21 protein-coding genes and 1 riboswitch are annotated in these 24,516 nt (G+C 58.3%); of the genes, 4 read left to right on the top strand and 17 right to left on the bottom strand.

Annotated elements, in window-relative coordinates:
• Positions 1-7: 7 nt before the first annotated feature.
• From cysD to RSE16_12040, 3 genes are read left to right on the top strand one after another with little or no spacing between them, the layout of a single operon-like run.
• Positions 8-913 carry a sulfate adenylyltransferase subunit CysD gene (cysD, locus tag RSE16_12030; protein WRH75428.1) on the top strand — a complete coding sequence of 302 codons (906 nt, stop codon included), beginning with the start codon at positions 8-10 and terminating at the stop codon, positions 911-913.
• Positions 913-2,844, top strand: a complete 1,932-nt coding sequence (cysN, locus tag RSE16_12035; protein WRH75429.1) for a sulfate adenylyltransferase subunit CysN — start codon at positions 913-915, stop codon at positions 2,842-2,844. Before cysD ends, cysN begins: the two co-directional genes overlap by 1 nt.
• Positions 2,841-3,569 carry a 3'(2'),5'-bisphosphate nucleotidase CysQ gene (locus tag RSE16_12040; protein ID WRH75430.1) on the top strand — a complete coding sequence of 243 codons (729 nt, stop codon included), beginning with the start codon at positions 2,841-2,843 and terminating at the stop codon, positions 3,567-3,569. Before cysN ends, RSE16_12040 begins: the two co-directional genes overlap by 4 nt.
• Positions 3,570-3,572: 3 nt before the next feature.
• Here RSE16_12040 and RSE16_12045 read toward each other — a convergent pair whose 3' ends face one another.
• The gene (locus RSE16_12045; GenBank protein WRH75431.1) at positions 3,573-5,129 is read right to left on the bottom strand and encodes a fatty acid--CoA ligase; all 1,557 of its coding nucleotides are present in this window, start codon (positions 5,127-5,129) and stop codon (positions 3,573-3,575) included.
• A 283-nt stretch (positions 5,130-5,412) separates the two neighbouring features.
• On the opposite strand from RSE16_12045, the gene RSE16_12050 reads away from it, so the two are divergent.
• Positions 5,413-6,645 carry an energy transducer TonB gene (locus tag RSE16_12050; protein WRH75432.1) on the top strand — a complete coding sequence of 411 codons (1,233 nt, stop codon included), beginning with the start codon at positions 5,413-5,415 and terminating at the stop codon, positions 6,643-6,645.
• Positions 6,646-6,663: 18 nt separating this feature from the next.
• Here RSE16_12050 and RSE16_12055 read toward each other — a convergent pair whose 3' ends face one another.
• The 16 genes from RSE16_12055 to murG form a co-directional block, all read right to left on the bottom strand.
• A complete protein-coding gene (locus RSE16_12055) occupies positions 6,664-6,915 on the bottom strand; it encodes a DUF5654 family protein (GenBank protein ID WRH75433.1) in 252 nt (83 codons plus the stop codon).
• A 36-nt stretch (positions 6,916-6,951) separates the two neighbouring features.
• The gene (locus RSE16_12060) at positions 6,952-7,596 is read right to left on the bottom strand and encodes a DUF938 domain-containing protein (protein WRH75434.1); all 645 of its coding nucleotides are present in this window, start codon (positions 7,594-7,596) and stop codon (positions 6,952-6,954) included.
• Positions 7,593-9,164, bottom strand: coding sequence for an aminomethyl-transferring glycine dehydrogenase subunit GcvPB (gene gcvPB, locus RSE16_12065; protein WRH75435.1), 1,572 nt, complete (start codon positions 9,162-9,164; stop codon positions 7,593-7,595). Before gcvPB ends, RSE16_12060 begins: the two co-directional genes overlap by 4 nt.
• Positions 9,161-10,531, bottom strand: coding sequence for an aminomethyl-transferring glycine dehydrogenase subunit GcvPA (gene gcvPA, locus RSE16_12070; protein WRH75436.1), 1,371 nt, complete (start codon positions 10,529-10,531; stop codon positions 9,161-9,163). Before gcvPA ends, gcvPB begins: the two co-directional genes overlap by 4 nt.
• A gap of 117 nt (positions 10,532-10,648) precedes the next feature.
• A complete protein-coding gene (gene gcvH / locus RSE16_12075; protein WRH75437.1) occupies positions 10,649-11,020 on the bottom strand; it encodes a glycine cleavage system protein GcvH in 372 nt (123 codons plus the stop codon).
• Positions 11,017-12,132 (bottom strand): glycine cleavage system aminomethyltransferase GcvT, encoded by a 1,116-nt coding sequence (gcvT, locus tag RSE16_12080; GenBank protein ID WRH75438.1) that lies wholly within the window; start codon positions 12,130-12,132, stop codon positions 11,017-11,019. Before gcvT ends, gcvH begins: the two co-directional genes overlap by 4 nt.
• A 119-nt stretch (positions 12,133-12,251) precedes the next feature.
• Positions 12,252-12,341: riboswitch (glycine riboswitch) on the bottom strand.
• Positions 12,342-12,376: 35 nt separating this feature from the next.
• Positions 12,377-13,033 carry an NAD(P)H-binding protein gene (locus tag RSE16_12085; protein WRH75439.1) on the bottom strand — a complete coding sequence of 219 codons (657 nt, stop codon included), beginning with the start codon at positions 13,031-13,033 and terminating at the stop codon, positions 12,377-12,379.
• Entirely contained in the window at positions 13,030-14,196 is a 1,167-nt protein-coding gene (locus tag RSE16_12090) for a deoxyguanosinetriphosphate triphosphohydrolase (GenBank protein ID WRH75440.1), read from the bottom strand. The genes RSE16_12085 and RSE16_12090 overlap by 4 nt, the downstream gene beginning before the upstream one ends.
• 39 nt (positions 14,197-14,235) lie before the next feature.
• Positions 14,236-16,197: a hypothetical protein gene (locus tag RSE16_12095; GenBank protein ID WRH75441.1), complete on the bottom strand. Its 1,962-nt coding sequence runs from the start codon at positions 16,195-16,197 to the stop codon at positions 14,236-14,238.
• A gap of 93 nt (positions 16,198-16,290) precedes the next feature.
• Positions 16,291-17,799: a cell division protein FtsZ gene (gene ftsZ / locus RSE16_12100; GenBank protein WRH75442.1), complete on the bottom strand. Its 1,509-nt coding sequence runs from the start codon at positions 17,797-17,799 to the stop codon at positions 16,291-16,293.
• A 134-nt stretch (positions 17,800-17,933) separates the two neighbouring features.
• Positions 17,934-19,190, bottom strand: coding sequence for a cell division protein FtsA (ftsA, locus tag RSE16_12105; GenBank protein ID WRH75443.1), 1,257 nt, complete (start codon positions 19,188-19,190; stop codon positions 17,934-17,936).
• A complete protein-coding gene (locus RSE16_12110; protein ID WRH75444.1) occupies positions 19,190-20,113 on the bottom strand; it encodes an FtsQ-type POTRA domain-containing protein in 924 nt (307 codons plus the stop codon). The genes ftsA and RSE16_12110 overlap by 1 nt, the downstream gene beginning before the upstream one ends.
• Entirely contained in the window at positions 20,110-21,033 is a 924-nt protein-coding gene (locus tag RSE16_12115; GenBank protein WRH75445.1) for a D-alanine--D-alanine ligase, read from the bottom strand. Before RSE16_12115 ends, RSE16_12110 begins: the two co-directional genes overlap by 4 nt.
• Complete coding sequence (gene murB, locus RSE16_12120) at positions 21,030-21,929, bottom strand: UDP-N-acetylmuramate dehydrogenase (protein WRH75446.1); 900 nt, start codon at positions 21,927-21,929, stop codon at positions 21,030-21,032. The genes RSE16_12115 and murB overlap by 4 nt, the downstream gene beginning before the upstream one ends.
• Positions 21,926-23,332, bottom strand: coding sequence for a UDP-N-acetylmuramate--L-alanine ligase (gene murC, locus RSE16_12125; GenBank protein ID WRH75447.1), 1,407 nt, complete (start codon positions 23,330-23,332; stop codon positions 21,926-21,928). Before murC ends, murB begins: the two co-directional genes overlap by 4 nt.
• Positions 23,329-24,513: an undecaprenyldiphospho-muramoylpentapeptide beta-N-acetylglucosaminyltransferase gene (gene murG, locus RSE16_12130; GenBank protein ID WRH75448.1), complete on the bottom strand. Its 1,185-nt coding sequence runs from the start codon at positions 24,511-24,513 to the stop codon at positions 23,329-23,331. The genes murC and murG overlap by 4 nt, the downstream gene beginning before the upstream one ends.
• Positions 24,514-24,516 lie beyond the last annotated feature (3 nt).

Consider the following 24,516-nt stretch of genomic DNA (forward strand, 5'->3'; position numbering starts at 1 on the left):
GGCCATCATGACGCGTAAATTGACCCATCTCGAACGGCTTGAAGCCGAAGCCATCCACATCATGCGCGAAGTTGTGGCCGAGGCAGAGCGTCCGGTGTTCCTCTATTCGGTCGGCAAGGATTCGGCGGTGATGCTCCACATCGCGCTGAAGGCCTTTTATCCGGCGCCCCCGCCCTTTCCCTTCCTTCATATCGCGAGCGGGTGGGATTTCAGGGACCTGCTCGAACTGCGCGACCGGCAAGCTGCGAAATATGGTCTCAATCTAATTGTCCACCACAATGCCGAGGCGGCGGCACAAGGCATTGATCCGATCAACAGCCCGACATCGATTTACTCGCAACTGATGCTTACCGACGCTTTGAAAGCCGCGCTCGACGCTGGCGGTTTTGATGCTGCCTTTGGCGGCGGACGGCGCGATGAAGAGAAAAGCCGCGCCAAAGAGCGCATCTTCTCCTTCCGCACAGCAACGCACAACTGGGACCCCAAAAACCAACGCCCCGAATTGTGGAACCTCTACAACGCGCGCAAGAAAAAGGGTGAAAGCATCCGCGTTTTCCCGCTGTCGAATTGGACGGAACTCGATATCTGGCAGTATATATTAGCCGAAGGTATCGAGATCGTACCGCTTTATTATGCGGCGACGCGGCCTACGGTCGAGCGCGACGGATTGCTTCTGGTTGTCGATGATGATCGCATGCCGCTGCTCCCGGGCGAAACGCTGGTCGAGCAATCAGTGCGTTTCCGCACGCTGGGCTGCTATCCGCTGACGGGTGCCGTGCCAAGTGAAGCAGCCACCCTGCCCGAGATCATCCAGGAAATGCTGCTGACGACGACATCCGAACGGCAAGGCCGCGCCGTCGACAAGGATCAATCTGCGACGATGGAGATCAAGAAGCAGGAGGGCTATTTCTGATGACCCGCCCTGTTTACGAAACCGATGCCTTGATAGCTGAAGATATCGAAGCCTATCTCGAACAGCACCAACACAAGTCGATGCTCCGCTTCATCACTTGCGGCAGCGTTGATGATGGCAAGTCCACGCTGATCGGTCGGCTGCTATATGACAGCAAAATGATCTTCGAGGATCAACTCGCAAATCTCGAAAGCGACAGCAAGCGCGTCGGCACGCAAGGCGACGAAATTGACTTTGCCTTGCTGGTCGATGGCCTCGCTGCGGAGCGCGAACAGGGCATCACCATCGATGTGGCCTACCGCTTTTTCACCACCGAAAAACGCAAGTTCATTGTCGCCGATTGCCCGGGACATGAACAATATACCCGCAACATGGTCACGGGGGCCTCGACCGCCGACCTCGCCGTAATTCTAATCGACGCGCGCAAGGGCGTGCTGCCTCAAACACGGCGGCACAGCTATTTGTGCAAGCTGCTCGGCATCCGCAACATCTTGCTGGCCGTCAACAAGATGGACCTTGTCGATTATGGGCAGCCCGTTTTCGACCAGATCGTCAGCGATTACCGCAGTTTTGCCGGATCGATTGGCATCACCGAATTTACAGCCATCCCGATTTCGGGGTTCAAGGGCGATAATATCACCTCAGCATCGCCGAACATGCCCTGGTATCAGGGCCCTTCGCTGATCGACCATCTGGAAACGGTCGAACTCGACAATGACGGCGAACAGGCCAGTCCGTTTCGCCTGCCGGTACAATGGGTCAATCGCCCCAATCTGGATTTCCGCGGCTTTGCCGGCCAGATCGCGAGCGGCACGATCTGCAAAGGCGATGCGGTGCGCATATTGCCATCGGGGAAGACCAGCAGCGTCAGCCGCATTGTTACCCTTGACGGCGATCTGGACGAGGCCGTCGCCGGCCAGTCGGTAACGATTTGCCTTGCCGATGAAGTTGATTGTTCGCGCGGCAATGTCATTGCCGCTGCCGACGCTCCGCCGCAAACGGCCGATCAATTCGAGGCCAATCTAGTCTGGATGGCGGACGAGCCGATGATCCCGGGCCGGGCATATTGGCTAAAGCTTGGCACGCAAATGGTTTCGGCAACCGTCCAGCAACCGAAATATCAGGTGAACGTCAATGCCGTCGGTAGTTCTGACGAGCAGTTGGCGGCAAAGACGCTCGAACTGAATGCCATTGGCGTGGCTGTAGTCAACACCGAACGGCAGTTGGTGTTTGAACCCTATAGCGACAATCGCACGCTGGGCGGTTTCATCCTGATCGACAAACTTACCAATGCGACGGTAGCCGCAGGCATGCTCAATTTCTCGTTGCGTCGCGCCGAGAACATCCATTGGCAGGCGATAGATATCGACCGCGATGCCCATGCACGGCAAAAGGGGCAGGAGTCCCGCCTGCTCTGGTTCACCGGCCTTTCAGGTTCGGGCAAATCGACAATTGCCAACCTTGTCGAGAAAAAGCTTTATGCTCTCGGCAAGCATAGCTTCCTGCTTGATGGCGACAATATCCGCCATGGCTTGAACAAGGACCTTGGTTTCACCGACGCCGACCGCATTGAGAATATTCGCCGCGTTGGCGAAGTCGCCAAACTGATGACCGATGCCGGGTTGATTGTCCTCACTGCATTCATCTCGCCTTTCCGGGCGGAACGCGAAATGGTGCGGGCGATGCTTCCGAACGGCGAATTTGCGGAAATTTTCGTCGACACTCCGCTTGAAGTGGCTGAATCGCGCGATGTGAAAGGGCTTTACAAAAAGGCGCGTTCGGGGGCGCTGAAAAACTTCACCGGGATTGACAGCCCCTATGAAGCGCCGATCAATCCGGATATCCACATCGACACCACAAAGATGAGCCCGGAGGATGCGGCCGAAATGATCGTGCAAAAACTCCTCGGAGTATGGAGCCCAGACCTGTGACCGACGCCGAGTTCGCGCATTTCCTTGCCGAAGAGGCAGGCCGGATGCTTCTTATATTGCAGCAAACCAGCGGGCTGTCGGGCAAAGAATTAGGAGCCGAGGGCGATCGTGTTGCCAATGATTTTCTGATGGGCATGTTGCGGATGCGACGCCGCGACGACGCGATCCTTTGCGAGGAAGAAAAGGATAGTCCGGCCCGGCTATCGGCCAGCCGCGTATGGATCATCGACCCACTAGATGGAACCCGTGAATATGGCGAAGGCCGCAGCGATTGGGCGGTGCATGTCGGTCTTGCCGTGAATGGCGAGGCCAGCCTTGGCGCTGTTGCCCTGCCCGGTCTTGGTACCACGCTATCGCCGCTGACACCAATGTTGCTGCAACCGGCCAATCGGCCGCTGAAAATGCTGGTCAGTCGCACCCGCCCGGCAGCCGAAGCAGTGGCCGTCGCCGACTATATGAGCGCCGAATTGTTGCCCATGGGGTCGGCAGGTGCAAAGGCAATGGCCGTCGTGCGCGGCGAAGCCGACATCTATCTGCACACCGGCGGCCAATATGAGTGGGACAATTGCGCTCCAGTCGCTGTTGCGGCTGCGGCAGGACTCCATGTCAGTCGCGTCGATGGATCGTCGCTGCACTACAACAATGCCGATCCCTATCTTCCCGACCTTCTAATCTGCCGCAAAGAACTGGCAGCCCCGGCATTTGAGGCGCTGGCCGCCAGATAAGCGTCAATTGACCTGACGTTCATACCCTTCCCAATAGGGTGCCCGCAAATCCTTACGCAGGATCTTTCCTGATGCGTTGCGCGGCAGTGCCGGAATCACATCGATCGACTTCGGCACCTTGAACCCGGCAATGCGTTCGCGTGACCAGTTAATAATGCTGTCGGGGTCGATCGTTGCGCCGGGTTTGGGCACGCAAACGGCCTTGACCGCCTCGCCCCATTTCGGATCAGGAACACCGATCACTGCTACCTCCAGAACGTCGGGGTGGCCGTAAATTGCGCTTTCTACCTCGGCCGGATAGACATTCTCCCCACCGGAGATGATCATGTCCTTCACTCGGTCATGGATGTAAAGATAGCCATCCTCGTCCAAATAGCCCGCGTCGCCGGTCTTGATCCAGCCGCCCTCTGCCATTGTCTTTTCGGTGGCATCGGGCAGGTTCCAATACCCTGCCATATTGTTCGACGAACGGGTCCACAGTTCGCCTACCTCGCCTGCCGGCATTTCATTACCGGCGGTATCGACAATCTTCAGTTCAACGCCGGGCAGCGCCTTGCCAGCGCTGCGCATCCGCGCATTGCCATTTGGATCATGATCTTCGGGCGGCAGCATCACGATCGTGCCCGTCGTCTCCGTCATCCCATAGGCCTGAATGAATTCGCATTTAAACATCAATATGCACTGGCGCAGCAGTTCAAGCGGGATCGGCGCTGCGCCATAAAGGATGTATTTCAGTCGGCTGAAATCAACGGTCGGGCAGCGCGGATGCTGCAGCAGAATATGGAGCGCAGCGGGAACGATAAAGAGCCTGGTCACGCCGCCCGTTTCAACCGCATCAAAAAATCCGTCGGGGGTGAATTCGCCCAGGATATAGGCGGGAAGGCCCGACGCGATCGCCATGACTCCAAGCCCGGTGCCGCCGATATGCGCACAGGGCATCGCAACCAGCACAACCTCGTCATCTGCCCATTTGGTATAGGCAAGTTCGGCATCATGGGCCTGCTTACGCAGTGCAAACATATTACGGTTGGTCAGCACAGCACCCTTGGGGTTGCCCGTCGTACCCGACGTATAAAGTTGCAGCACCGCATCGTCTGGACCGGACGCTTCGAATGGCGCACGCGCTGTATTTTCAATAAGCGCTCGCGCTTCATCAGCGGGAATGACCCGCTCGATATGCTCAACAAGTCCGTCCAAGGCAGTGCCCGCACTTTCGAAACCGGGACCAAAAAACAGCATTTTGGCTTGGGTATCGTTGAGAATGAAAGCCCATTCGGGCGCAGCGAGTCGCCAGCCGATCGGTGCCATCACTACGCCAATCCGCGCGGCACCGTAAAACAGGGTGAAATAAAGATCGCTGTTTTTGCCGATCCAAGCGATGCGATCACCTTTCTGAAGACCCATTGCCAGCAGTGCGGTCGCAACACGCGCCGTCCGCTCTTCAAGCTCGGCATAATTGTACGCCCGATCCTCCTCGCGCATCGCCAGTCGGCCACCGCGTTCGTCACCCCAATGCGTCAAAAATTCATCAAAGGTCAGCAGATCCGAAACGTCGGCCATTATTAATCCTCTCCCCAGAAAGCCCGAGCCTTGTTCAACCCCGACCCGTTTAATTGGGATGAGTTATCCGGCCGAGTCAATGCAATGTTAAGCGTACGCTTAAAATTGAGAGCGTTGCCGGAGCGGCAACAATCCGCAGGACCTACCGAATTTAGGTGCCATTTGCCGGTTGCAGTTGGCAGGATGGTCTGCCTCGTTTATCGAGCCAGTGTTTGCAAGCGCCTAGCCGCGATGCAAAATGCTGATCAGACCTGCCCTCTCCCGTTTCGCGAAAGGAATTTCCATGTTGCTGCGCATTGCCCTGAGCCTTTCGGCTGCTCTGCTGACCACTGCTGCCATTGCAGAAGATGCGCCCGCCAACCGCGAAATTGTCGTCATCGGACAGTCGTTGAAAGACACTGAAAGGGCATGGCAGGATTGTATCGCGCGCGGCTGTCCGCCAGATCAGGAAATCCGGGCAGCGCTCGCCCATGCGGAGAATCAGTTCATCACCGGCGATTATCGCGATGCCAAGACCACCATCAACAAGACGGTCGGCCGCAATCGCAAGCATGGCGGGCAGTATCCCATCGAGGTGTCGGATCTCTTCCGCGCCTCCAGCCGCATTTCGGAGCATCTTGGCGAAGCGGATCAATTCCGCCTCGCCGTTCTCGACATGCGCGACACGCTGCGCGAGGGCCTGACCGAAGGCGATCCGCGCGCAATGGTTGCCCAGATCGAGGTCGGTGACAGCCGCGCCAAGCTTGGATACCCGCGGGAAGCAATCCGCATCTACCGCGATGTCGCCGAAAAGGCCTTCAAGGCAGGGCAAGCTCGTGTGGGCACCTATGCCGACCTGCGGCGTTACTTGCTTGAATATGCCGTTGCCGATGAAAGCAATTACAAGGCCGATATGGACAAGGCGCTGGATGGCCTTCAGAAAATGGCCGATGGCCCGCCAGCAGGCGCCGAAGATTTCGGACTAGTCGCTGCTGTCACCCTCGCGCGTCTCGACCGCAAGGCCGGCAACACAGATTCCACTGCGGCAATCGTCAAGCGTTTTGCTGATCGCGGAGGTGCCAATCGACCGATCCTGTTGTCGGCGGAACCGATCAAACTGCCCGATACCGCAGGCCTCGACCAAAAAAGCGGCAATGTGCTGGCAATCAGCCAAGGCAATATTGAAGATCGCTGGATCGATGTCGGCTTCTGGGTCAATGCCAACGGCCTTGTCAGTGATGCCGAGGTGCTCCGTTCTTCGGGCAATAGCCGCTGGTCGAAACTGGTGATCGATTCAATCGCATCACGCATTTATGCGCCACTGAAATCCAAGGGCGATGCCGCCGCCCCCGGATTTTACATGATCGAACGCTATACCTTCACCGCCCGCTACATGGACGAAGTAACTGGAACCCGTATCCGCCAGCGTTCACCGGTTCCGCGGATCGAACGGATCGACATCACGCCTGAAAATTACGATCAGCCCTTTGTCGCTCCCACTAAGACCGCATCGGAAGAGGCAAAGCCGCAGAGCTGATCGCATACCGGTTCGGGATCAGCCTTCGGCCTCGCGCTCAAACGCGGCTTCACCGCCGATGCGTGAGGCGATCTTACCGAGCCACACCAGCACGGCCACTGCAATCAGCGTGGCGACCGCGGCATAGGCAAAAAGACCACCAAGGCTATCACCGAGATGCATTTCGGCGAGCAGCGCCTTGATTGCCTCATTCCAGGCGAGGGCCGCGGCAAGGCCAAGCGAGGCCGAAGCAAGCGAAATCATCGTCTGGATCATTGCGCGAGGATTCATGTGATATTCCTTCCGTGAGTTGAACTTCGGAAGGGGTTAGTCCGCAAGTCTTTTGTAAAACAATGATAAATTATTAGCCGGCATCTCCACACGCGCTTCAAGAGCAAAACCGGAATGCGCAGCAAGGGCGTTCATCTGCTCAACAGAGCGAAGCCCCCAAGCCGGATTGCGCGCCTTCAAGCTAACGTCGAAGGCCTCGTTGCTTTCGGCGGTTGCAATGCCAGCCTCACGATAAGGGCCGTAAAGATAAAGCGGCGCGCCAGGTGCCAACAATCGCGCAGCACCGGCAAACAGGCCCTCGCTCGCTTCCCATGGTGCGATATGGGCCATGTTAATGCAGATGATGGCTTCAGCGCGCGTCATTGGCCAATCTGCTGCACTGGCGTCAATCCGAAGCGGTGACAGAATATTGGGCAAACCGCTCTCACTAGACCACGCCCCAATCGACGCAAGGCCCGCCGGGTCATAGTCACTTGGTTGCCAAGTCAGATCGGGAAAGGCGGCCGCGAAATGGACAACATGCTCGCCCGTCCCGCTCGCCACTTCGAGCACAACGCCCTTTGCAGGAAGGATATCCCGCAAAACTGACGCTATTGCCTCACGGTTGCGCTGCGTTGCCGGGGCGATGCGTTTCGCCTCGCCGCCTGCTTCAAGGATGAAGGGTTGCGGTCTTTCGGTCACTCTGCGGCAACCGCGAGTTCAGGCTCTTTCCAGACGAGCACGGGCTTGCGCGCGGCCAGCGTTTCGTCAAGGCGGCGACGCGGGGCAAAATGGGGTGCGGACTTCAACGAGGCATCGCCTCCCTTGGCCCGCTCTGCCACCGAACGCAGCGCACCAATGAACTGATCCAGGGCGGCCTTACTCTCGGTCTCGGTCGGTTCGACCAGCATCGCACCATGGACGACGAGCGGGAAATACACAGTCATTGGATGGTATCCCTCATCGATCAGTCCCTTGGCCACGTCCAGCGTCGTGAAACCTTCAGCCAAGCCATTGTCGGTGAACAGTGCCTCATGCATGCAGGGACCCGACGCACCAAAGGGTGCTTCCAGCGTACCTTCCAGACTGCGCAAAATATAATTGGCGTTGAGCACTGCATCCTCAGCAACCTGTTTCAGCCCGTCGGCACCGTGACTGAGAATGTAAGAGAGCGCGCGGGTGAACATGCCCATTTGCCCGTGGAACGCGGTCATGCGACCGAAAGTTCGCGGGTGCATGTCGCTCGCCGACTCCTCTTCTACCAGCTTGAAACTACCGTCGGACATTTTTGCAACGAACGGGATCGGTCCAAACGGTGCCAGCGCTTCCGACAGCACCACGGGACCAGAACCTGGGCCGCCCCCACCATGCGGGGTAGAGAAGGTCTTGTGCAAGTTGATGTGCATCGCGTCGATGCCAAGATCACCAGGGCGGACCTTCCCGACAATGGCATTGAAGTTTGCGCCATCGCAATAAACATAGCCTCCGGCCGCGTGGACCGCATCCGAAATGCGGCGCATATCGCGCTCAAACAGGCCGCAGGTATTTGGGTTGGTAATCATCACCCCGGCCACGTCAGGGCCCAGCCGCGCCTTGAGTGCTTCCAGATCGACACGGCCTTGGGGGGTTGCCGGAATATTCTCGACCTTGAAGCCAGCAAAGGCCGCCGTTGCGGGATTGGTGCCATGCGCCGATTCGGGAACAAGGATGACCGGTCGGTCTTCGCCGCGCGCTTCGAGCGCTGCCTTGATGCACAGGATGCCGCACAATTCACCATGCGCACCCGCCTTGGGCGCCATAGCGACACCATACATCCCGGTCAGCTTAATCAGCCACACCGCAAGTTCCTGAATGGCGGCAAGCGCACCCTGCACCGTTTCCTGCGGCTGAAGTGGGTGTACATCGGCAAAGCCTGCCATCCGCGCGACCTTTTCATTCAGGCGCGGATTGTGTTTCATCGTGCACGAACCCAACGGGAAAAGGCCGAGATCGATGGCATAATTCTGCCGCGACAGGCGCGTGTAATGGCGTACCGCTTCGGGTTCAGACAATCCCGGCAAACCGATTTCGCGATTGCGCTCCAGCCCACCAAGGCGCGATGCGACCTTGGGCACGGCCTCTATATCGACACCGGTTGTGCCGCCGTCGCCGATCTCGAAAATCAGCGCCTCTTCGAGCATCAGCGCACGATTACCGGTAAAGGTCGCGGTCGCTATACTATCATTTGCACCCATTTCGGGGCGCCATCCGCTCTGGTTGATCGTGCTCATGCCTGAACTCCTTCAGCAAGCGCCCTTTGAAGCGCGGTCGCCAATGTCTCAATATCCTCTTCGCTCACAACTTCGGTAACCGCGATAACAAGCCCCTTTTCAAGCCCGCTCACGCCCGGATAAAGTCGGCCAAGCGAGACGCCCCCCAACACCTTGTCCGCGGCCATTATGTGGACGACATCGCGCGCATTAACCGGCAGTTTCAACGTGAATTCATTGAAGAAGCTGTCATTTACCAAGCTAACGCCGGGGATGCGGGACATCCGGTCGGCAGCCTGCACCGCGCGCGCATGGTTCAATGCGGCAAGATCGCGCAAGCCACGCTCTCCAAGCAAGCTCAAATGAATACTGAAGGCAAGCGCACAAAGTCCTGAATTTGTGCAAATATTACTCGTCGCCTTTTCGCGGCGAATATGTTGCTCACGGGTAGAAAGCGTCAGCACGAAACCGCGCTTGCCCTCGGCATCCACTGTCTCACCGCACAGCCTGCCCGGCATTTGCCGAACGAATTTTTCTTTGCAGGCAAAGAGGCCGACATAAGGGCCACCAAATTGCAAGCCGACGCCCAGCGACTGCCCCTCACCCACCACAATGTCGGCACCCATTTCGCCCGGTGCGCGGATGGCGCCCAATGCCACAGGCTCGGTCACAACGGCTATCAGCAGCGCACCATGTTCATGCGACTTTTGCGCGATAACCGACAGATCCTCGATACGCCCCAAAATGTCCGGATACTGCACCACGACACAGCTTGTTTCGCCATCGATCGCTGCGATCAGGCGTGCAGTGTCGGTGCTTTCGAAATTGGGCAATGCAGTGTCCAGCGTATCGCCGGTGAAATGTGCCATTGTCTGCGCAACGCTGACATAATGCGGGTGCAATCCGGACGAAAGGACAGCCTTGCTGCGTTTGGTAATGCGTCCCGCCATGCCGATCGCTTCCCAGCAGGCAGTCGAGCCATCATACATCGACGCGTTGGCCACATCGCAGCTGAAAAGCCGCGCGACCTGCGTCTGGAATTCGAAGAGCATCTGCAGCGTGCCCTGTGCGATTTCGGGCTGGTATGGCGTATAGGCCGTGAGAAATTCACCGCGCTGGATCAAGTGATCGACACTCGCCGGCACATGATGTTTATACGCCCCTGCTCCCAAGAAGAAGGGATGATGCCCGGCCGCCATGTTGCGCCGTGCAAGCGCCGAGAAATGCCGTTCAACCGCCATTTCGCTGGCGTGCATCGGCAGGCCTGCAATCGGTCCATCCAGACGCGCCTCTTCAGGGACGTCCGCAAACAAGTCATCTATGGTCGCAGCGCCGATGGTGGCGAGCATCGACTGCCGGTCGGTATCTGTCAGGGGTAGGTAGCGCATTTCCTAATCCTTCCGCCCTCCGGCTTGCCAGAGGGGCTGGGGTAGGCCGAAAATCTAGGGAAGGAATGGCCCGGACTGACCCTCCCCTACCCCTCCCGCAAGCAGGAGGGGGATTGATCAAAGCGAGTCCACAAATACCTTATAGGCAGCAGCATCCATCAGCCCGTCGAGTTCCGACGGATCGCTAAGCTCTATCTTGAAGAACCAGCCAGCGCCTTCAGGATCGCTGTTCACCAGCGCCGGATCATCGGCCAACGCATCATTGCCTTCGGTCACGGTGCCCGAAACCGGCGCATAAACATCCGACGCGGCCTTCACCGACTCCACAACCGCCGCATCGCCGCCTTTGCTCAGCTCTGCGCCGACAGCAGGCACTTCGGCAAACACGATGTCGCCCAACTGGCTTTGTGCATAGTCGGTAATACCAACTGTCGCGTTGGTACCTTCAACTTCAATCCATTCATGTTCGTCGGTAAAATAACGAGTCATTTTGGGGCTCCTTTCCGGTGATAGCGATGGGGAATGAATGGCATTTGCGCGACCGTGAGCGGCACGCGCTTACCGCGCACCTCGGCCTCCAGCGCCGTTCCAATGCTGTTATGACCGGCAGCAACATAGCCCATAGCGATCGGTGCACCGACACTGGGGGCAAAGCCGCCGGACGTCACGACGCCCACTTGCGTGTCGCCGGCAAAAATCGGCGCGCCTTCGCGCACCGGCATCTTGCCCTCCACGGAAAAGCCGACCAGCTTGCGTTTAGGCCCTTCGGACAGCGCCTTCAGAATTGGCTCCGCACCATTAAAGCCGCCTTCCTGACGGCGGCGTTTTGATACGGCAAAGCTGGCATTGCCCTCAACCGGATCGGTGGTCGGGTCCATATCATGGCCATACAGCGGCAAGCCCGCCTCCATCCGCAGCGAATCACGCGCGCCCAATCCGATGGGCTTGACTTCCAACTGGGCGCTGAGCGCATCCGCGAGCGCCTCGACATGCTCTGCAGCAACAGAAATCTCGACGCCATCCTCGCCAGTATAGCCCGAGCGGCTGATCCAGAGCGGCACTTCACCCCATAGGAACAGGTCGGCCTCCATAAAATAAAGCTGGTCGACGCCGGGCACGACCCGCGAAATCGCGGCAACGGCTTTGGGACCCTGCAGCGCGAGCAGTGCGCGGTCTTCAAGATGGTTGATCGCTATGCTGTCCGGCAGGTTAGCTCGCAGGTATGCGATGTCCTGATGCTTTACCGCCCCATTGACGACGACGTAGATGCCGGTGGGAGTTGCCGTGACCATCAGGTCATCGAGCACGCCGCCATCTTCGGCAAGCAGCAAGGAATAGCGCATCCGCCCTTCCTTAAGCGCCGAAACATCACCTGGAACCAGCCTTTCCAAAGCGCCAGCCACATCGTCACCGGAAAGGATAAGCTGCCCCATATGCGACACGTCGAACAGCCCTGCATGTTCGCGCGTCCAAAGATGTTCGGCCATAATGCCTTCATACTGGATCGGCATCGCATAGCCTGCGAACGGCACCATTCGTGCGCCCTTCGCGCGGTGCCAGCCATCCAATGGCAGCGTCAGAATTTCGGTGTCGTCGCTCATAAACTCTCCGCGCAAAGGTCCAGCCAGCGACTACGTCGCTACCTGCCCCCTCTGTCACGGATACCTGAGAGCTTTACCCCTTCGGTGGCCCATCCAAGGGCTCTTTCCAGAGTGTCGCAAAAGCCGAACCGGTCCTTTTGCCTGAGAGATTCCGGGGCGGTTGCTCCTTCGGCGGCGAAGTTTCCCTCGCACTCTCCCGTTTCGTCAGCGACTAATCCGACTTAGGCCTTTGCCTTGCTTGGAGTCAACCGGCGAGCGCGCGGATTGATTCATTTTCGTGGATATGTCGCCCGTCGCCGCCAGTAAGTGCCAGATTAGCCGCGGCCTGAGCGACTATGCGCGCGGGAATCGAGCGATAGCGGCGGAGCCCTCCCAGCATCAAAATGTCGGTCAACGGCGCAAGCAATGAGGCGATGCTTTCGCCGGGGCGGCTTTCAGGACGCTCGCCACCCGTCAGCAGTCCAGGCCGCAGGAAGTCGACACGGTCAAAGCCGGCTTGCATAATGGCGGCTTCCGCCTCACCTTTGGTTCTGAGGTAAAAATTGTTCGCCGATGCTGACGCGCCTACTGAAGTGACCGCGATCATGTGCCGCGCGCCTGCTTGATGCGCTGCAGTAGCTAAGTCAGATACCATACCGAAATCGACTGCGCGGAATGCCTCTTTCGATCCGGCTGTTTTCATTGTTGTACCTAGGCAGGAAATCGCGACTTCGGCTTTGATCGCCGTAACTTCACCTCCCCAATCCGCAACCGTTGCTTCATGCACGATCACACCATCGGGAACACGCCCCAGTTTGCGACGGACAAGGATATGTGTTTCGACGCCTTCTTGCACCGCCAAGGCGGCAACCAATTGCTTGCCAACCAACCCGGTCGCGCCCGCAATGACAATTTTTTTCATTTGCCCAGCCCCTCTATCTTCCCGCCGAAAATCTCTCGATGACAATTCATCGCGAAACGATCCGTCATGCCGGCAAGGAAATCACCGATATGGCGTGCGCGAGCAGGCTGCTCTATCGGTAGGCTATCCCGCCATTCCTGCGGCAGGAGCCGCGCGTCGGTGCTATAGGCTGCGAACAGATCAGCGACAACTTTCGCTGCATGCTCGGCCGCCTCCAATTGTGTAGGGTGATGGTAGAGATTGGCGTACATGAAATTTTTCAGCATGCGCTCTCGATCTGCCAGTTCATCGGAAAAGCCGCCGATGGTCCGCCCGGCCGCACGAACATCATCGGCCGTTTCAATGCCGGCAGCTGCAATGCGCGCCCTCGTCGTTTCAATCACGTCGTTGACCATCACGCCAATCTGTTCGCGGATCAGCTCGCGAAGAAGTGTTTCATGGCGAGCGCCTGGATAGCGATCGCAAATCTCGCGCCAACGCCGTTCGACGAAGGGAAGTTCAAGCAGTTGATCGAGCGTGAGCAGGCCGGCGCGAATACCATCGTCAATGTCATGATTATCATAGGCGATGTCGTCTGAAATCGCCGCTATCTGTGCCTCAAGCGAGGCAAATTGCTGCAGCCCTAAGGGAAACACCTCGTCGATTTCGCGCAAAGCCCAATTGAGGTCATGAACGGGCCCGTTATGCTTGGCCAAGCCCTCCATCAATTCCCAACTGAGGTTCAAGCCGGGCCAGAGCGGATAGGGGCTTTCCAGTTTCGATAATGTGCGCAGCGTCTGAGCATTATGATCAAACCCGCCATAGGGAGCCATTGCGGCCTCAAGCGCATCCTCCCCCGCATGACCGAAGGGCGGATGGCCGATATCATGGGCAAGACACAGGGCCTCGGTCAGATCCTCATCCAACCCCAACGCACGGGCAATGGTGCGACCGATCTGCGCCACTTCGAGGCTATGGGTCAGACGAACGCGATAATGATCACCGTCGGGCGCAATAAACACCTGGGTCTTGTAACGCAGACGGCGGAAGGCAATCGAGTGAATGATGCGATCGCGATCGCGCTGGAATATATTACGCGGGCCACGCGCTTGACTGCTCGGTTCTGGATACAGTCGGCCCCGGCTGCTGTAGGGATCGCAGGAATAGGATACACGCATCTGCATGGCGGCGCTTTGCACTAGAGCCTGTCGCAAGACCAGCGGCTATTTTGCCGCCAGTTTGTCAACCACGGTACCGTTCGCGCTTTGCCAGACAAAGGCGTCACCAAATTCCTTCTTGAAATCAGCTTCCCATTTTTTCGCGGCTTTCGAGTCAGGGAACGGCCCGACTAGCAATCGGCTGGTGCGTCCCCAATCCGAAGTCCATCCCGACTGGCCTTTGAACAAGGCAGGCGACTTGCGCGACATGCGACGGAAATCGGTCGGCAGGGCAGCTTCGGCGCCGGTCGCAATCTGCACCCAGATGCGCGCTGGCTGCGGCGGAGTTTTGGACTCCACCTTCGGCTTACCTGTTTTTGGATCCTTCGCCGTCGCCAAGGCTGTCGACGCCTGCCGACGTTCAAGAGCGCGTAGATCAACCGGCGCGACTTCGCGACGTTGCTCGCTTTCCGGAATTTCAATGGATTGTACCAGCGCACCCAGATCGAAGCTGGATCGCGACGCAGAAGCGACGGCACTGCTCGTAACCGGCAGCGCGGGCAGCGCGGCCGGAGCAGAAGAGGACGGCGGCGCTGCTATGGCGACCGAAGCCGGGCTCGATACCGGAATTTCGACGGCTCGCGGCGCAACAGCAACCTTGACTTCAGTTTCAGAAATGGATGGTCGCAATGGCGCGGCTGTTGCCTGAGCAGGCACCGGCGCGGTGACAATGGTCGGTTCGATAGCCTTCGCTGGCGCAGCCGCCACACTGGAAGGGGCCTGAACAACCCCGCTTTGCGCGGGGCTAACCCCTCGATCGACGGCGCTCAACTGATCGGCGCGCGCAGCAATCGCAGCGGCCGAAGCAGCAGGAGCCGGCGGCATAGTGGCAATTGCAGGCGGCAAGGTAACGCGCACCGGCGGGCGGGCGGCATCCGGCGGCGGCAACGTTGCTGCCGCTAAAACGACAGGCTTGCCCTTGGCCGCGTCCTCAACCTTTTGCCGCGCATTTTCGGTCGAGAAGCCAGGGGTTGCATCATTTTTCGGCTCAACAGCGGCGACGGCATTGCGCTGGTTGCTGCCCTCCACCCTCTTGGTCGCAGGCGATTTCCTGGAAGCGGTACCAAGCGGTTCGCCGCTGGGGACAAGGCGATCCTGTCCGACTGCAGACGCTGCTGTGCGGACGGCGCCGGTCGCAGATGCCAGCTTGCGGACATCGGGCGTGTCTTCGCCGATCCTGCCCACGGGAAAATGTCCAAAATGCATTGCTGCTGCGCGCTGGGCTTCAGTCATGCGCGGCATCTGGCGCAAAAAGCCCTCCATGCGACGAGCGGCATCAGCCGACAGAAAACCTTGTGCGATCTGCCCTGCTTCCTTTTGTTCCCCGCGCGCAGCCAGCATGAAGGCGCGCGCGCGCCAAGCATCTGGATCGTTGCGTTGCAGCAACGGAACCAGCATCGCGTCTGCTTCCTTGGCCTTGCCCGCCATTGAAAGTGACATCGCATAGCGGCGTATTAGTTCATCATTATCGCCCAAACTGCGTGCCAACTGATAATCTTGGTGTGCGCGCGCGAAATTGCCAAGAAGGTCAAACGCCAAGGCCCGGTCAAACGCGATCAATCGCTCGCTGGCTCCCAGTCGTAGTGCATCATCAAAATATTTCAGAGCTTCGAACGGATTCTCAGTGCGGACGAGAGCGGAACCCAGCCCGGCCAATGTGCGGGCATTATTTGGTTGAACAGCATTGGCGCGCGTAAAAAAGTTGAGCGCAGCGGCCGCGTCCCCCAGCTTTATCGATGCGTAACCCGCATCCGACAATGCGATCGGATCGGTGGGGCGTTGCGCCATACGCCGCACGGCGTCGCGCAATTCAACCGAGGCAGGCGAATCATTGGTCGGTACAGGCCGCGTCTGTTCAAATTGATCCAGCGCGCTTTCGTCAGCTTCCTGCGCACGCACCGGAGTTGCGACCAGCGCAAGAAGCGCACAAGCAGTCATTAAGTGACGAGCAGCAATCATGGGCGTCAAATGTGCGCACGCCTCGGCAAATGCAATTGTGTGAAAAAAATGCACGACCAACGGTGCCGGATGCCGGACGAGTGACCGGCATCCGGTCGCAGATTAGTTATTGCTCTGGCGATCGAGGAAACGCGGAATGTTGATATTGCCTTCCGGCTCGCCCGTGTCATCTTTGTCATCGCCGCCACGGCCAAGGCCCCGCGACAGATTTGACATGCGCTCAAACAACGTACCGCCGCCCGAGGCAACCCGAGGTGGAGGCGGCAACGGATCGCCGCTACCATGACCGTAGTCAGCCTCTTTTGCAGCCAATTCATCGCTCTGCACAGGTGCTTCAAGCGCTTCGTCCAATTCGAGCGGTGCATCCTCGACGGGCTGCGACAGATCGAGGACACCCTCTTCCTGTTCGGCTTCCACCGGCATTTGCGGTGCCGCTTCAAATCCAGGCGCGTGCTCGGTTTTCGGCTGGGCATCAGCATAAGAAGGCGCTTCTGCCTCTTCTGCACCGAAACCCGTCGAACCGAAATCTTCCGCCGGTGCTGCAACGGGCTCGGCCGGCGCTGGAGCAGCAGCAAAGCCACCAAGCGGGGTCGCCGTTCGGTTGTTCATGGCGAAGGCAGGCGCGGGCGTGGCGGCAGCGCTACCATCCTGGTCGATTCCCGTCGCGACAACCGAGACGCGGATCTTGCCATTCAGGTTTTCATTGAAGGCAGACCCCCAGATGATGTTCGCGTCGGGATCAACGAGTTCGCGAATATGGTTTGCGGCTTCATCGACCTCCATCAGGCGCATGTCTTCGCCTCCAGTGATCGAGATGATCACCCCCTTCGCACCTTGCATCGACACGCCGTCGAGGAGCGGGTTGGCAATCGCGCGTTCGGCGGCCTCAAGTGCACGGCCGTCGCCTTCGGCTTCGCCGGTACCCATCATCGCCTTGCCCATTTCGTGCATCACCGAACGCACGTCGGCAAAGTCGAGGTTGATGAGGCCAGGCATGACCATCAGGTCGGTGATGCCCCGTACGCCCTGCTGCAGCACTTCATCGGCAAGCAAAAATGCTTCCTTGAAAGTCGTATTCGGGTTGGCGACCAAGAAGAGGTTCTGGTTCGGAATGACGATCAGCGTGTCAACATGCTGCTGGAGTTCGGCAATCCCCGAGTCTGCCGAGCGCATTCGCCGCGAACCTTCGAACAGGAAGGGCTTGGTGACGACCCCTACCGTCAAAATGTTCATTTCACGGGCCGCGCGGGCGATAACAGGGGCAGCGCCTGTTCCGGTGCCGCCGCCCATGCCGGCTGCGATGAAGCACATATGCGCACCTTGCAGTGCGCCTTTGACCTGCTCGATCGTTTCTTCGGCGGCTGCACGTCCGACTTCGGGACGCGAACCTGCACCCAGACCCTGTGTGATATCTGGACCAAGCTGTATCCGATATTCGGCGGGAGAGGCGTTGAGCGCCTGAGCATCGGTGTTTGCGACTACAAAGTCGACGCCTTCAACGCGCGCGCCAATCATGTTGGCGATCGCATTGCCCCCTGCGCCACCGACACCGATGACTGCAATTTTCGGCTTCAATTCATCGACGATTGGCGGACCGATGTTGATGCTCATTCCTGTTCACTCCCTTGGCCAGTCTGGAGAAATTATATAAGTAAAAGACCCCGTAATCTGCGCCTTGTTGCACAAAACTACGGGCAAAACACGTAAAAGTTACCCACAGGCTAACCTCACGGAAAGTAGGCTGTTCAGAAGTTTTCGCGTACTGCCTGCAAGATGCGGGCAATAACGCCGGTTTCTGCAGTTTTCATCGCACTATCAGAACCTTGCAACCCCAACCTCAGGTCATGCGGGTTGGAAACCGCATGTAGCGCTAACCCTGCAAGGGTCGAAAACGCCGGCCCCGAATGCGCTTCCGGCAAGCCCGCAAGCTCTGTCGGGCGGCCGATGCGGACCATCCGGCCAAGCGCGGCCTGCATATGGTCGGCAAGCCCCTTCAACTCGGCGCCGCCGCCAGACAGGACGACATGGTGGCGACCGGGATTGGAGAAGCCCATTTCCTTGAGCGCGCGGCCGACATCGGCAACCATAACGTCGATACGTTGCGCAATAATCGCGTTCAACTCCGCCCTCGTAATCCGAGGACGATCGCTTTGAGTGCTATCGCCCGGAGCGCCAACGTCGAGGCTTTCCTGATGATCGCGTGGAGAGGTAATTGCCGAACCGTGGAAGCATTTCAGCCGCTCGGCTTCCGCACGGCGCACCCCGAACACTGAGGCTATTTCATCGGTGATGTCCGCCCCGCCCTGTTGCAGCGTAACCAGCCCGGCGAGCATGCCGCCGATAAACACGGAAACATTCGTAACCGCCGCACCCATTTCAACCAGGGCCACGCCCAGTTCACGCTCCTCGGCGCTGAGGCAGGCAAGACCCGCTGCAACCGGGGATGCGACAATCGCGTCAACGCCCAGATGCGATGCCCGCGCCGTCATATCGAGATTGCGAACAGGCGCAGGATCGGCAAGCACGGCGTGGATATCAACGCCGAGGCGGTCGGCATAAAGCCCCAAAGGATTGGCGACGCCTGCATTACCATCAAGCGAATAGAGTGTGGGACTGAGATGAAGGACAATCTTGCCGCGCGTATCGATATTGAGCCGTCCGGCGGTCAGCAAATCGTCAATATCCGCCTGCTCCACGCGATCGCCGCCCAGATCGATTTCGACTGGCGATAATAAGCTATCGAGCCCGCCTGCGGACATGCCGAGCCAGGCTCGGTCGATATTAATGCCTGCGATCCGCTCGGCCTGCTCGACCGCATGACGCACCGAAAGTTCAGCAAGCTGCATGTCGGCAATGCAGCCCCGGACAACACCCTTGCTTTCGCGCTGACCTGTGCCCAGCACATGGATAGCACCGCTTTCATCAACGCCCGCAATCAGCGCCGACACTTTCGACGATCCGATATCCAGCGTTGAAATGATCTTTTCGTAACGAACAGCCATCAGGCAGCCACCCCGCTGCTACCCGCGTTCGAAGTTGGCTTTTCTTCGTCTACTTCTATCTCAACGACAGGCTCTTTCGCGGCGCGGCGCATATAGGCCCGATCGGGATCACGTAGGTCGAAATGGATGATGTCGCGACCGAGCAGGCGATGAACGCCGTCCATGCGTGTGAAATTGACCAGCGCCTGTGCTGCCAGAACATCGCCTTCGGGAAGCGACAAGGTCTCGCCAGTCTTGAAACGCAAATCCCAACGCCGGTTACCGACCCAGCTTGCACCGGCAACCTGATCTTTCAGCGATTGCGCACTATCGAGCAGCTTCCCCAAAGCCACAACTTGGCGGTCGGCACCTTCGCCGTTGATCACTGGTAGTTTGCCAACTTCAGTGGCGCCGATTTTCTCAAGCTCCACGCCCTGATCGTCAATCAGCGAATAAATGCCGCCGCGTTGCCATACTGCGGTCGGCTTTCGCTCGATGATGTCAACCACCAGCGTATCGGGAAGACGGCGAGTGACTCGCACATCCTTGATCCAGCCATAATTGATCAGGTCAGACCGGATTTTGTCGATATCGACCAGCGGCATCGCCCGATCCTTCTCGGCCAAGACGATATCATAGACCTTCAACTGGTCGACACGGTCCATTCCGGTGATTTCGACCCGCTTCACCTCGAAACCCACATTGGCGGCAAGCTGGGCATATTGGCGGTAAGCAGCCTGTGGAACGCCGAACCAGTTGGCAATCACGCAAGCAATCAATAGCCCAATGGTGAGCAGGATCCAAGTCAGCGCACGCTGGATATCCTCTTCTGTGAACGGCAGAATCCGGAACAACCGATCGATGATGCTGGCCTGCCGTACTGTTTTGCGCGGCGCAGCCTTGCGCGCCTTGGCAGGCGCTTTGCGCGCTGAAGTGGTTTTCATCCCAGGGCCTCCTTCACAAGAAGGTCGACCAACTGCTCATAGCTAATACCCATTTCACGTGCCTGTTCGGGTACGAGGCTGAGCGGCGTCATCCCCGGCTGGGTATTAGTTTCAAGCACGAAAACGCCGTTGCGGCCGAGATCATCATCCCATCGAAAATCTGTGCGTGACGCACCCTTGCAGCCGAGCATCTGGTGCGCACGCAGCGCAAGTTCCATCATGTAATCGGCAATGTCCTCGGGAATTTGGGCCGGGCAGACATGTTCTGTCAGGCCATCAGTATATTTGGCATCGAAATCGTAAAAGCCGCTCTTGGGAACCAATTCGGTCACACACAGCGCTTTTCCACCCAGCACTGCGACGGTGAGTTCGCGCCCCTTGATAAAGGGTTCGGCGAGCAGTTCGTCAAATTCCTGCCAGGGGCCGACCGCGTCACGCGATATCGGATTGCCGTAATTGCCTTCAGGGGTGATGATTGCGACCCCGACTGAACTGCCTTCATTCACAGGTTTCAGAACATATGGCCGCGGGAGCGGATCTCCTGAATAAAGGCTTTCGCTCGAAACCATCTTGCCCTTGGGCATCGGAATTCCGGCCGGCACCAGTCGCTGTTTCGTCAACTCCTTGTCGATCGCGATAACCGAGGTGACCATGCCACTATGGGTGTATTTGATCCCCATCAGATCGAGCATTCCCTGCACGCTTCCGTCTTCGCCCGGAACGCCATGCAGAGCGTTGAACACGACATCAGGCTTCAGGCTGGTAAGAGTCGCGGCAATGTTCCGGTCCATGTCGACCCGGCTGACCTTATAGCCCGCCTTTTCAAGCGCATCGGCGACGCCATTGCCGCTCATCAGCGAAACCGGCCGTTCTTTAGACCAACCACCCATGAGGACTGCTACATGAATCGGTTCGCTCACTTGGCTGCCCCCACTCGTTGTATTTCCCAATGCAGGTCGACGCCCGATTTCGCCTTAACGCGTCGGCGGACCTCTTCACCCAGTTCCTCGATTTCGGCGCTCGAAGCATCGCCTATGTTTATCAGGAAATTGGTATGCTTTTCCGAAACCTGCGCGCCGCCAATCTGAAGGCCGCGGCAACCCGCTTCATCGACCAGTTGCCACGCTTTCTGGCCATCGGGATTCTTGAAAGTGGACCCGCCGGTTTTGGATCGAAGCGGTTGCGATGCTTCACGACTGGCAGAGATACGGTCCATCTCTGCCTGAATGGCATCTGCATCTCCAGCCCTACCTCGAAACCGCGCAGCAACCACGATTGCACCCGCGGGCAATTCGCTGTGCCGATAGCTATAATGGAGATCATCGACCGACAGTGTGGCAATCTTGCCATCACGCAAAACCACGTCGCAATCGACAAGGATATCCTTTACCTCACCACCATAAGCGCCGCCATTCATGCGCACGAAGCCACCAACAGTGCCGGGAATCGAGCGGAGAAATTCCATACCGGCAATGCCATTGTCGCGTGCGGTCGAAGAAACGAGGATACCGCTGGCGCCTGCGCCACAATCAAGCGTCACATTATCAACATCAGATACCTTGGCAAACGCCTTACCAAGCCGAACGACGACACCCGCAACACCGCCATCACGCACGATCAGGTTTGAACCCAGCCCCAGTGCCATCACGGGCACTGATGGATCGAGCTCGGATAAAAAATCAGCTAGGTCCTTCACGTCGGCAGGCTCAAACAGCCATTCCGCCGGGCCACCTGACTTGAACCACACCAACGGCGCAAGCTGCGCATCCTGCGTCAACTTTCCCCTGACGGGCGGCAAGGCGTAGCAAACGTTCATGCCTTGGCGGCTCTTATCGCAACGGCGAGTCCCGCCGCCCATTTGGTGATATCCCCTGCACCAAGACAGACAACCATATCCCCGTCACGCGTCTTGCCTGCTAGTTCGCGCGCAAGCGTCTCGGCGCTTTCAATTTCCTGCGCACTATGGTGCCCGCGCCGCTTGATCTTACCGACCAGTTCCGCGCTGCTGACGCCTTCGATAGGTGCTTCGCCAGCGGCATAAACCGGCGTCACATAGACCATATCGGCGTCGTTAAATGCGGTAGCGAAATCTTCCATCAGATTACCGAGGCGCGAGTATCGGTGCGGCTGGCACACTGCAATCACACGGCCTTTGACGCCTTCACGCGCTGCGGAAAGCACTGCGCGAATTTCAACCGGATGGTGGCCATAATCGTCGATGATGGTCACACCATCGACCTCGCCCACCTTGGTAAAGCGGCGCTTCACTCCGCCGAATTTGGCAAAGCCATTCTCTACCTGCGCATCGGTCATCCCGCGTTCAAGACCCACAGCAATCGCGGCGAGTGCATTCTGCACATTGTGTCGACCCGACATTGGCAGGAAAACGTCCTTGATCTCGCGCTTGCTGCCGTCACGCACCCGGATCACTACGTCAAACGTGTTGCCACCTAGTTCGGGGCGAACATTGTCCGCCCGCACGTCGGCTTGTGCAGAAAAGCCGTAGGTCAGGATGCGGCGGTCGCGAATGCGCGGTATGATCGCCTGCACTTCGGGATGATCGAGGCACAGAATCGCGACCCCATAAAACGGCACATTTTCGATGAATTCGATATACGCGGCCTTCGCCCGATCGAAATCTCCATAATGATCAAGATGTTCGGGGTCGATATTGGTGACGACGGCGATCGTGCCATCAAGACGCAGGAAGCTTCCATCACTTTCATCGGCCTCAACCACCATCCAGTCGCTATCGCCAAGGCGGGCATTAGACCCATAGCTGTTGATGATGCCGCCATTGATGACTGTAGGATCCAACCCGCCTGCATCAAGCATCGCCGCGATCAGTGAGGTAGTTGTCGTCTTGCCATGCGTTCCCGCTACCGCAACGGTATATTTCAGCCGCATCAGTTCAGCGAGCATCTCCGCCCGGCGCACGATCGGGATACGCCTCTCCAGCGCCGCCTCAACTTCGGGATTGCCGCGCTTCACTGCTGTGGATGTGACGACAACCGCCGCGTCGCCCAGATTGGTGGCGTCATGGCCGATCATCACATTGATCCCGCGCTCACGAAGCCCTTCAACGACATAGCCCTCGGCAATGTCGCTGCCCTGCACCGAATAGCCCAGATTGTGCATCACTTCGGCAATACCGGACATGCCGATCCCGCCTATACCGACGAAATGGATCGTGCCGATATCGGTTCCCACACCCTTCATACTGCGGCTTCCTTTGCCATGGCCGGCTGTGCACCGCCGAGATTTAGGCCATTTTCCTCTCGCGTCGTCAGCGTGTGCATCAACGGCGCACGGCCGAAGGATTCGACAAGATCGGCTAGATCGTGAACGGCATCCGGCCGCCCACAACTTTTTGCTGCACGCGCCGCATTTTCGAGCGTTTCGGGCAGCAGCGCCATTTTCTGGATCTGTTTTGCAAGCTCGACCGGCGTAAAGGCGGCCTGATTGATCGCGCGTGCACCGCCTGCCTGCACCATTTCACTGACATTATAGGCCTGATGATTATCCATCGCGCTGGGAAGTGGAACGAGGATGGCTGGCCGGCCTGAACAGGTCAATTCCGCAATCGTCGACGCGCCTGCGCGCCCGATCACCAAATGTGACCAGCCTAACCATTCGGGGAAGTCGTCAAGATAGGTCGCAAGCTGAGCAGGTATCTGGTGGTCGGCATAGGTAGCGCGAACCTTTTCAATATCCTCAGCCCGGCATTGCTGAGTTACTTGCAAACGGCGGCGTAGATTGAGCGGCAAGCGGGCAAGTGCGTCAGGCACGATATCAGAAAGGATCGACGCGCCCTGACTGCCACCCGTTACTAGGACGCGAAACACCCCATCCTCGATGAACGGCGGAAAAGGCTCATCGCGCAACGCGACGACTTCGGCGCGCACGGGGTTGCCAACCAAATGCACCTTTTCCGAATGGCCGGACTTGATCCGCTGGACATCCGGATAGGCAGTGGCAATCGCATTGACCTTGCCTGCAACCAGCCGGTTGACCCGACCGAGCACGGCATTTTGTTCATGCACAATCGTTGGGATTTTATGCGAGAAAGCCGCGAGGAGCGCAGGTAGCGCCGGATAGCCGCCAAAGCCGATCACAGCAGTAGGGTCAAACTCGTCGAACAATTCGCGGGCCATCGCCCGACCGCGCCAGATATTGCGCGCTGCGGCAAACCAGCCGCGCGGACCGCCGGCAACGCGACCCGCCGGCATGACGTGCATATCCATGCCGTCAGGACAACCCGGAATGGCAGAACCCCGATTATCGGTGATCAGGGCAAGCTGATGCCCTCGACGCATCAATTCTGCGCCCAGTGCATAAGCAGGGATGATATGTCCACCGGTGCCACCAGCGGCGAGGACGAAATTGCGCGAGACTGTCATCGT

The sequence above is a fragment of the Sphingobium sp. genome, from assembly GCA_035196065.1.
GTDB classification, from domain to species: domain Bacteria; phylum Pseudomonadota; class Alphaproteobacteria; order Sphingomonadales; family Sphingomonadaceae; genus Sphingorhabdus_B; species Sphingorhabdus_B rara.